At 45.9% G+C, this 9,639-nt stretch carries 9 protein-coding genes; 5 read left to right on the forward strand and 4 right to left on the reverse strand.

Going from position 1 to position 9,639, the window contains the following annotated elements; all coding sequences use genetic code 11:
• The first annotated feature begins 123 nt into the window (after positions 1-123).
• Positions 124-354 carry a hypothetical protein gene (locus tag HY877_00480; protein MBI5298765.1) on the forward strand — a complete coding sequence of 77 codons (231 nt, stop codon included), beginning with the start codon at positions 124-126 and terminating at the stop codon, positions 352-354.
• A 46-nt stretch (positions 355-400) separates the two neighbouring features.
• On the opposite strand, the gene HY877_00485 is transcribed toward HY877_00480, so the two are convergent.
• A complete protein-coding gene (locus HY877_00485; GenBank protein MBI5298766.1) occupies positions 401-1,042 on the reverse strand; it encodes a DedA family protein in 642 nt (213 codons plus the stop codon).
• A gap of 185 nt (positions 1,043-1,227) precedes the next feature.
• Positions 1,228-2,589, reverse strand: a complete 1,362-nt coding sequence (radA, locus tag HY877_00490) for a DNA repair protein RadA (protein ID MBI5298767.1) — start codon at positions 2,587-2,589, stop codon at positions 1,228-1,230.
• A gap of 191 nt (positions 2,590-2,780) precedes the next feature.
• Here radA and HY877_00495 point away from each other — a divergent pair, with 191 nt between their 5' ends.
• The 3 genes from HY877_00495 (at position 2,781) to recA (ending at position 4,958) form a co-directional block, all read left to right on the forward strand.
• Positions 2,781-3,302, forward strand: a complete 522-nt coding sequence (locus tag HY877_00495; GenBank protein MBI5298768.1) for a phosphatidylglycerophosphatase A — start codon at positions 2,781-2,783, stop codon at positions 3,300-3,302.
• 2 nt (positions 3,303-3,304) lie between these two features.
• Entirely contained in the window at positions 3,305-3,757 is a 453-nt protein-coding gene (locus HY877_00500) for a CinA family protein (protein ID MBI5298769.1), read from the forward strand.
• A gap of 139 nt (positions 3,758-3,896) precedes the next feature.
• Positions 3,897-4,958, forward strand: a complete 1,062-nt coding sequence (gene recA / locus HY877_00505) for a recombinase RecA (GenBank protein MBI5298770.1) — start codon at positions 3,897-3,899, stop codon at positions 4,956-4,958.
• Positions 4,959-4,979: 21 nt separating this feature from the next.
• Here the strand turns inward: recA and HY877_00510 are convergent, their stop codons facing one another.
• Positions 4,980-6,260 carry an ATP-binding protein gene (locus HY877_00510; GenBank protein ID MBI5298771.1) on the reverse strand — a complete coding sequence of 427 codons (1,281 nt, stop codon included), beginning with the start codon at positions 6,258-6,260 and terminating at the stop codon, positions 4,980-4,982.
• Between the two features lie 133 nt (positions 6,261-6,393).
• Between HY877_00510 and alaS the strand changes: the two genes are divergently transcribed.
• Complete coding sequence (gene alaS / locus HY877_00515) at positions 6,394-8,964, forward strand: alanine--tRNA ligase (protein MBI5298772.1); 2,571 nt, start codon at positions 6,394-6,396, stop codon at positions 8,962-8,964.
• A 183-nt stretch (positions 8,965-9,147) separates the two neighbouring features.
• Here alaS and HY877_00520 read toward each other — a convergent pair.
• A partial coding sequence (locus HY877_00520; protein ID MBI5298773.1) for a tetratricopeptide repeat protein occupies positions 9,148-9,639 on the reverse strand: 492 nt, incomplete at its 5' end.

Raw genomic sequence — 9,639 nt, forward strand, 5'->3', positions numbered from 1 at the left:
AAAAGACAAGACTTTTTTAATAAAACATCGAACAAATCCCGAATCACCGGTTGAAAATAGAATGGCGAAAAACTTCACATGCCTTTTTTAAGGATGGACCCTATCTGACTATTCGGTGGAAGGGTGAAACTGAGGGATTACATTTCAACTAAAAATGAGATTGACGCATGCACCGTAAAGGATGGACAAGGCAATGTTGTTGCCGATAAAGCCGAGGGAACTCCTTTCATGTCGGAGATAGCCAAAAAATGTAAGGAATCCGCTTCAACAGGTTCCGGAATCATCGATTTTAAAAATAAGGTAAACAAAAACTTAACCGAGGCAACAGTAGCCACTGAAGGATCTCAGCAATAACATAGGCTGTTGTCCAAAACAGTTGGAAACTCAATGGAAGATTTCCCTAAGATTTGGATAATTTGGCCGGCAATTTTCTTCTGGAGTAACTGTATTTGATAAACAAAAGAATTCCGGCCAAGATGAGAAGAAGAATGATCACATGTTTGACGGTTTCCACATTATGCCGGACCACATCAATGTGGTTGCCAAAAACGTAGCCGAGTCCCGCAACAACCGTCACATGTATGATGATGGCACAAAAATTGGTGATTAGATATTTCAAGAAGGGGAAACCGGAAGAGCCCGCCAGAACGTGAACAGGCCCTCTTAAACCGGACAAAAAGCGCACAATGAAAATGGTTCGGATGCCCGCCTTTTTGAAATAAGTTTTGACCTTTTCTTGTCTTTCCAAATGCCAAAATTTTGCAATTTTGGGATGGTTTGCCAATTTCCTTCCCCACTTACGCCCGATGAAAAAAAGCAGACTGTCCCCAAAAGTAATGGCCACAATGCAGAGCACCCACATTTTGAAAAGATCAACCTCTCCTTCGTAACTTAAGTAACCGGCGGTGACGAGAGTCAGTTCTTCAGGCAGAGGAATGCCAAGCCCGCACAAACAGAGAGCGAAAAAAATGAGGGCATAAATGATATTGCCCGAAAGGGCTGAAAGAAATTCCATAAAAGCGGACCATGGACTATGGACCATGGACAATAAAAACTAAAATAATATGTGTGGTGAAAAAGTTGTGTGAGGGGTTTCGGGGTTTCGCGCAGGCAATTTTAACAAACGGGGTATAAAGCCAAAATTGCCGAGCGATAAGCGGGCCCGACGGGACGACCCGTCGGGAACCGCGGCCCCGAAACCCCTCACACAACTTTTTCACCACTTCCTTAAAATAATGTGTGAAAGCACTCTTCGATGGTTTTTATACCATTGATTTTCAAACCTTCCACTCCATTTTTTTGTGCGTTGCTTTGAGGAATGAAGGCTTGGGTAAACCCGAGTTTGGAAACTTCTTTGAGTCTGGCATCCATGCGGCTTACGGCGCGGACTTCTCCGGTGAGTCCCACTTCTCCGATCAAAACGGTTTGGGGATCAAGTGGGATATTGCGAAAACTCGAAAAAATGGCGGTGCTGATTCCCAAATCAAGGGCCGGTTCGGTGACTTTAAGTCCTCCGGCCACATTGATAAAAATATCCTGATCGAAAAGAGAAAGCCCGACGATTTTTTCAAGGACAGCCACAAGCAAGGCCATGCGCCCGCTATCCACGCCAATCGCCGTCCGCCTTGGGTTTGCGAAGCCCGATTTTGAAACAAGGGCCTGAATTTCCAAAAGAAGCGGGCGTGTGCCTTCAAGCGAGGCCACTACTACAGAGCCCGCGACATTTTTTCCGCGCTCGGATAAAAAAAGATGCGAGGGATTTCCCACTTCCTTGAAACCTTTGCTCGTCATTTCAAAAATGCCGATTTCGTTGGTGGCGCCGTAGCGATTTTTCACAGCGCGCAAAATACGAAAGGCGTGGCCCTGATCACTTTCAAAATAGAGCACGCAATCAACCATGTGCTCCAATGTTTTGGGTCCCGCCAGCGAACCTTCTTTGGTGACGTGTCCCACCAGAATACAGGTCATTCCGGTTGCCTTGGCAAGCGTGATTAGTTGCCCCGTGCTTTCACGCACCTGACTTACGGTTCCCGGCGCTGAAGATAAATTGTTGGAATAAATGGTTTGTACCGAATCAATCGCCAAAAGATCAGGTTTTTGAGTTTTGAGAATGACGAGAAGTTGTTCCAAATTATTTTCTGTAACGATCCAGAGATTTTTTTCCGTAACAGCGAGTCTGTCCGCGCGTCCTTTAATCTGGGTGGCTGATTCTTCTCCCGAAACATACAAAACTTTTTTCCCAAGTTTGGCAAGGTTGCCAAGGGTTTGCAAAAGAAGCGTTGATTTGCCAATGCCGGGATCGCCGCCTATCAGGATGGCAGAGCCGGGCACATAGCCTCCTCCCAGCACGCGATCAAGTTCCGCGATGCCAATCGGAATATGATTTCCTTCTTCAGCACTAATTTCATTTAAAAGTTGTGGGGTGGTTTTTTTTAAGTCGATCAACGGCAAGCGGCTCTGATTCGTCGGAGCGGTATAATTTTCTTCAACGTAAGTATTCCACGCATTGCAATCGAGACATTTCCCCAGCCATTTTGGCGATTGGGCCCCGCAGTTTTGGCAGGTATAGATTGTGCGAGGTTTGGCCATGACTTTCACTAACAAAGGTAAGGGTGAAAAGATACTCCATTTTGACGTTCAATAAACCGCTTCATTTTCGTCATCTCTCGATTCATTTCCGCCGCTTCCAAACCCTCAAAAGAAAATAGAAAGATTTCCATGGTGGATCACTTTTTGCTTTCTCTCCTTGTAACGTTTTCGCTCTTTGATAATTTGATATTATGAAAAAAGTGTTTATCAAAATTTTAGCGACGGTATTTGGTCTTGGGTATGCGCCCATTTTATCGGGCACATTGGGAACGCTCGTCGGCATTCCCCTTTTTTTGGGACTTTCCCGTCTTGAGTGGTCCCTTTATTTTTTAGTGACGCTTCTTTTTACAATCTTCGCAATCGTCGTGGCGAATGCCGCATTGCCCCTCTTGCAAGATGCAAAAAAACCGGCAGACCCATCACAAATTGTGATCGACGAAGTCGCCGGATTTCTATGGGCCGCCGGAATTGTCCGTTATCTTGGATTCTGGAAACCCGTGGAGGGGTTTTGGTGGTTCCTCCTTTTCTCTTTCGTCTTCTTCCGAATTTTTGATGCGGCAAAATGGGGACCGGTCGGTTGGGCTGAGAGGCGGTGGCATGGCGGTTTTGGCATTGTCATAGATGATGTCGTGGCGGGGATTGTCGCCGGCTTTGTGAGTATCCTCTTCTGTATTCTCGTTCCGTTCGTTGTTTTTGCTCTGCTCGCTGGGTAGATATGAAAGCAAAAAGAAAAGAGACATGGAGTGTTGCGGAGTCCTGCACCGGTGGGGCTATTGCTAATGCGATCACGGATGTTGCTGGTGCTTCGAAATATTTTAAATGCGGGATTGTGGCCTATAGTAATGAAGCAAAGATCCGTCTGCTGGGCGTTTCCAAAAACACATTGAAAAAATTTGGTGCCGTGAGTGGTGAGGTAGCGAAAGAGATGGCGGAAGGCATGCGCAAGCACTTCAAAACAACCCGCGCTCTTGCCGTCACCGGCATTGCCGGTCCAACCGGCGGAACGAAAGAGAAACCGGTCGGCACCGTTTATATTGCCTTGGCAACTGCCGCAAAAACAGAAGTAAAACATTTTTGCTTTGCCGGAGGGCGCATCCCATTCAAAAAAATCGTAACGGCCACCGCTCTCCGGTGGCTCAGAAAAAAATGTTATATAAAAGCCAGTTGACAAAAGAGGGGGCCATTTATACAGCAATCAGAGAATTTAAATTTCAGCAGTCAGCGGTCAGCGATCAGCCATCAGCCAAGACTTCAAAGAGCTGAAGGCTGAAAGCTGATTGCTGACAGCTCATAACAAAGGAGTTTCTATGCAACCGAATCAGAATACAAAAAACCAAAATGTCGATACAGTAAGTGAGCGGGAAAAAGCGATCAGTCTTGCATTAGCGAGTATCGAAAAACAATTTGGAAAAGGTTCCATCATGCGTCTCGACAAAAATCAGAAAGTCCAACCGGTCGATGTGATTTCCACCGGGTCTTTGTCTCTGGACATGGCGATCGGGGTTGGTGGTCTTCCACGCGGGCGCGTGGTCGAAGTTTTTGGTCCGGAATCTTCCGGCAAAACCACACTCTGTCTTCAGGTAATTGCCGAGGCTCAGAAAAAAGGCGGCATTGTTGCTTATGTCGATGCTGAACACGCCATGGATATTGATTATGCCAAAAAGTTGGGTGTCAAAATCGAAGATCTCTTGATTTCCCAACCCGACACCGGTGAACAAGCCCTTGAAATTACTGAAACTTTGGTTCGTTCCGGAGCGGTGGATGTGTTAGTGGTGGACTCGGTTGCCGCTCTTGTTCCAAGGGCCGAACTCGAAGGAGAAATGGGGGATGCGGTGATGGGGGCTCAGGCTCGTTTGATGAGTCAGGCCTTGCGCAAGCTGACCGGCACCGTTCACAAATCAAAAACCCTTCTCATTTTCATCAACCAAATCCGCATGAAGATCGGTGTGATGTTCGGCAATCCCGAAACCACAACAGGTGGAAACGCGTTGAAATTTTATTCGTCCGTCCGTTTGGATATCCGCCGTATTGCCGCGATCAAAAACGGGGACGAGGTGATTGGTTCGCGCACCCGCGTGAAAGTGGTGAAAAACAAAGTGGCACCGCCGTTCAAACAAGCCGAGTTTGATATTCTGTTTGGTCAGGGCATTTCACGCGAAGGAGATTTGCTTGATTTGGCAACCGAAAGAGACGTCGTCGAAAAATCGGGCGCGTGGTTTGCCTTCAACGGTGAAAAAATCGGACAAGGCCGTGAAAATGCCGTGCTCACTTTAAAACAAAACGGAAAATTAATGAAAGATGTAGAAAAAGCCGTCTTCGCCAAATTCGGTTTGGCAAAAGTGGAGCCGGCGCCTGCAAAAAAAGCATAGCGCGCGAGAGATTTTCTGCCGTCACTTTAGCAGATATTTCCACAGTGGCACGAGGTTTAAGCCAAAGCGGTCCGTTTTGATTTCTTTTTCGATATCGTCGGTTACGATGACGGCTTTTTTCAGTCCGTAAAACTGTGAGGCTTCTTCAATAGCGGAAATTTCTCTTGGGGGGAGAGTATTCGATGTGTAGGAAACCTGTATCACCTCGCTGATTTTCATTCCCTCTTTAATGACGAAATCCGTTTCCTGTCTGCCCTTGTGATAGTAGATTTCATTGCCTGACATGGAAAGAAAATTATAAACGCTGTTCTCGGCAAGCTTCGCGATGTCCTCCATAAATCTGAATGCGATACAATTTCTCATTCCGCCGTCGGTGCAATACACTTTTTTGGGAGATACCTGTTGTTCTTTGAGTTTGAATGAAAACCTCGGCATTTCTGAAATCAGAAACGACTCCGAAAGATAAGAAGTATAATTGGCGATAACATCCAGCGGTGCGCCAAGCGTTTTTTTGAGATTATTGTAGCTACTCAAACTTGATATGTTGGTGAGATAAGTTACGGCAAGAGCTTTGAGCCTGTGAACGTCCCTGATTTCGTGTCTTTGAACGATATCTCTGAAAAGGATGTCCTCAAAGTATTGTTTGAGAATAATTTCTTTTTTTTCGTCGTCTTTTTCCATCGTCGTTTCGGGAAACCCTCCCCATTTGAGATATTTTTTTAACAGGGACCTTATCTTTGTTTTTTTCGACAGGATTGCGAGCGAATCTTCCCCAACTTCCAATCCGTTGAAGATTAGAAATTCACGAAAGGATAACGGCCAAATCTTGAAATTGATATTTCTTCCCGTGAGAGCCGAAGCCACCTCGGAACTCAAAAGTTTGGCGGAAGATCCGGTGATGAATATCTTGGCTTCACCAAGCTCGTTTTTTGTTCTCACCCAGCGCTCCCATTGCTCGATGTTTTGTATTTCGTCCAAAAACAGATAGGGATGGCGGTCCGGATTGATGTTTTCGCGATAGGTTTGATAAACGGCGTCCAGCATTTTCAAATCGCCGGTTTTTGCAAAAAAAGGGTCTTCAAAATTGACATAAAGAATATTTTTTGGATCCTCACCTCCTTTCACAAGCTCATCCATGATCTGATACATGATTGTGGATTTTCCGGATCGTCTGATGCCGGTCAAAGAGATGACTTGTTTGTTTTTTATGAATTTTGAAATGTTGGCGGTGATTTGGCGTCTGATGCCGGCCTTGTTGTTTGGTTTTGCCCAAAAATTCCATTTTTCAAGGACAGGAAGCATGTTTAAGTCCTCCATCATAACGGTTGCTTATACGCCAATACTAACCAGTATGATGGTAACTAAATCGTAAGAAAAATCAAGGATTGTTTAGGTTCTTGTCACACTTGCGAGATCGTGTATAAATCCGGCCGCCATGCGCGCCTCTGAAATTCGCGAGATATTCCTGAAATTTTTTGAGAAGGCGGGTCACACTCGTGTGGCCAGCTCTTCTCTTATTCCGTTTGGCGATCTCACCCTTTATTTCACCAACGCCGGTATGGTTCAGTTCAAAGACGTTTTTTTGGGCGCGGAAAAACGCGCCACCACGCGTGCGACTACTTCCCAAAAGTGCATGCGCGTTTCCGGCAAGCACAATGATTTGGAAAATGTTGGCCACACGCCGCGGCATCACACTTTTTTTGAAATGCTCGGCAACTTTTCCTTCGGTGATTATTTCAAGGAGGAAGCGATTGCCTTTGCGTGGGAATTTTTGACGAAGACATTGAAACTCCCCAAAGAGAAACTCATCATCACCGTTTACGAAAAAGATGACGACGCGGGAAAACTCTGGCTGAAGCATGTTTCCAAAGATCAGATCTTCCGTCTTGGTGAAAAAGATAATTTTTGGTCGATGGGAGATACAGGGCCTTGCGGACCTTGTTCTGAAATTTTGTGGGATTTTGGATCCGGGAAAATCACGAAAAAAGATTTGGAAAGCGATCGCTTCATGGAGATTTGGAATCTGGTTTTCATGCAGTTCAATCGCGGCGCTGATGGCGTGATGACCCCGTTGCCAAAACCTTCTGTCGACACCGGTATGGGGTTGGAACGTCTAGCCTGCGTATTGCAGGGAAAGAAAAATAATTGGGAGACGGATCTCTTTACACCCATCATTGAGTCGATTGAAAGAGTGACCAAACAAAAACACGATGCAAGCCAAGAAAATGCGGTTGCGATGCGTGTGATTGCCGATCACGTTCGCGCCGCTTCTTTTCTGATTGCCGACGGACTTTTGCCCTCTAACGAAGGCCGCGATTATGTACTGCGCCGCATTTTGCGACGGGCTATTCGTTACGGACGCAAACTCGGAATGCATAAACCTTTCTTTGCGGCTGTTGCAGAAACCGTCATGAAAGAGATGGGAAGCGCTTATCCGGAGCTATTACAACACAAAGAAATCGTCGTAAAAGTTTTAACAAATGAAGAGGAACGGTTCTTGGAGACACTGGATCGGGGCTTAAACATTTTGGAGGAAGAATTTAAACAGCTTCAAAAAGCAAAACAATCGATAGTTCCCGGAGAAATTGTTTTCAAATTGTATGACACCTACGGTTTCCCAAAAGATTTGACTGAATTGATTGCCCGCGAAAAAAAAATCGATCTTGACGAAAAAGGTTTTGAAGAGGCGATGCAAAAACAGCGCGAACGGGCGCGCAAGGCATGGAAAGGTTCCGGCTCCTTCAAGGTGGAGCCCGTGTATCAAACATTAAGGTTGGGTGGACTGAAAACGGAATTTGTGGGTTATGAAAAGGAATCGGATATCGGGGAAATTTTAGGTCTTTTGAAAGAGGGAAAAAAAATTGAGTATGCAAAAAAAGGAGAGCGCATCCAGTTGATTGTGAACCGCACTCCCTTTTATGCCGAGGGTGGCGGACAGGTGGGGGATACAGGTATTGGATTGACGGAAGATATCGAACTCGAAATTTTGGATACACAAAAACCGTTTCCAGATCTTTTTGTGCACGATGTGAAAGTGGTGGAGGGGGAGATCTCCGTCAAGGATCGCGTGAATTTGGAAATTGATCGTGAGCGGCGGCAAAAAATCCGTTGTAATCACACGGCGACTCATCTTTTGCACGCGGCACTTCGCCAGATTCTGGGGGGACACGTTAAACAGGCTGGCTCTTATCTGGACGACCAATATTTGCGCTTCGACTTTTCGCATTTTGAAGCCATCACAGACAAGCAGTTGGCGGACATCGAAGATCTCGTCAACAAAGTGATCAGCAAAAATATTCCCGTCAAAGTGGAAGTGCTTCCTTATAAAGAGGCGATTGCAAAAGGGGCACTCGCTTTTTTTGGCGAAAAATATGGTGATGTGGTTCGCCTGATTCAAATCCCCGATTTTTCCATCGAGCTTTGTGGTGGGACGCATACGGCATCCACCGGAGAAATAGGTCTTATCAAGATCGTCAAAGAAAGATCCGTAGCGAATGGCGTGCGCCGGATTGAAGCTGTGTCCGGATTCGCCGCGCAGGAATTTGTTCGGGGAAGGGAATTCCTTTTGAAAGAAGAGAATCAGAGAGGCATAGAAACAGAGAAACAGAGACAAAAAGAAAAAGAGGAAAAATCAAAACGTATGCAGGCCGCTTTAAAGAATGCGGATGATCTGTTAAAAAAAATAAAAGAAATTCACGGTGTGAAAGTGTTGGCGGTACAAGTTTTGGTGGCCGACGCCGGGGAACTGCGAGAGGTAGCCGATGCCTACAAACAAAAAATGGGAAGCGGCATTGTGGCGCTGGGCGCTGACACCGGCGGCAAAGTGGCTTTGATTATCATGATCACCCCCGACCTCACCAAAAAATATTCCGCAGGAAATCTGATGAAGCAACTGGCTCCCCTTGTGGGAGGCACCGGCGGCGGCAGGCCCGACATGGCCCAAGGCGGTGGACCGGAGATTGCCAACCTTCCAAAAGTTTTCAAGAGATTAGAAGAGTTACTGTAGAGGATATCTCATAAATGGATGTCATCCTGAACCCTTCGCCATTATTGTCATTCTGAGCGGAGCGAAGAATCTGCTCGTGCTCAGGGTAAACTCCGTGAAGGATCTTCTTGATAACAAAGTAGATTCTTCGGCTGACACCTCAGAATGACAAGTCCGTAAAACGGTTTATGAGATATGCTCTAATCACTTCTCACACAACCGTAAATACATCTTCGCACTTTCGTTTTTGGAATCTTGTTTCAGGGCGGTCTGCCATTCTTTTTTGGCGTCACTCAATTTGCCGGCGGAATAGCAGGTGATCCCCAACTGGATGTGGGCTGTGATGTAGCGTGGGTCTTCTTTGATAACCTGTTTCAATTCTTTCAGAGAATTTTCAAAATCTCCCTCTTCCCGCAAAGCAATGGCCATCTTGGTTCGGATGTCGACGTAGGCCGGATTTAATTTGAGGGCTTTTTTATATTCTTCAATGGCGTTTTTATAAAGTCCGATGGAGTGGTAGGTGTCGCCAACATCGGCGTGAAGATTAGAAAGTTTTCCTCTTAACACGGGTTCAATATCCTGCGTTGTTTGCGTCCCTTTTTTGTGAAGATTCGTGTAAAGTTTTTTTGCCTCTGGATAGCGCCCCAAATCGTTATAGAGAACGGCCAAATTCAAAATGGCTTCGGTGTAATGAGG

The organism is Deltaproteobacteria bacterium (assembly GCA_016213065.1).
GTDB lineage: Bacteria > UBA10199 > UBA10199 > SPLOWO2-01-44-7 > SPLOWO2-01-44-7 > JACRBV01.

Bases quoted from the DNA above. Each gene is read 5' to 3' on its own strand.
- HY877_00485 (MBI5298766.1), bottom strand. From the start codon at position 1,042: ATGGTCCATAGTCCATGGTCCGCTTTTATGGAATTTCTTTCAGCCCTT.
- radA (MBI5298767.1), bottom strand. From the start codon at position 2,589: ATGGCCAAACCTCGCACAATCTATACCTGCCAAAACTGCGGGGCCCAA.
- HY877_00495 (MBI5298768.1), top strand. From the start codon at position 2,781: ATGAAAAAAGTGTTTATCAAAATTTTAGCGACGGTATTTGGTCTTGGG.
- HY877_00500 (MBI5298769.1), top strand. From the start codon at position 3,305: ATGAAAGCAAAAAGAAAAGAGACATGGAGTGTTGCGGAGTCCTGCACC.
- recA (MBI5298770.1), top strand. From the start codon at position 3,897: ATGCAACCGAATCAGAATACAAAAAACCAAAATGTCGATACAGTAAGT.
- HY877_00510 (MBI5298771.1), bottom strand. From the start codon at position 6,260: ATGCTTCCTGTCCTTGAAAAATGGAATTTTTGGGCAAAACCAAACAAC.
- alaS (MBI5298772.1), top strand. From the start codon at position 6,394: ATGCGCGCCTCTGAAATTCGCGAGATATTCCTGAAATTTTTTGAGAAG.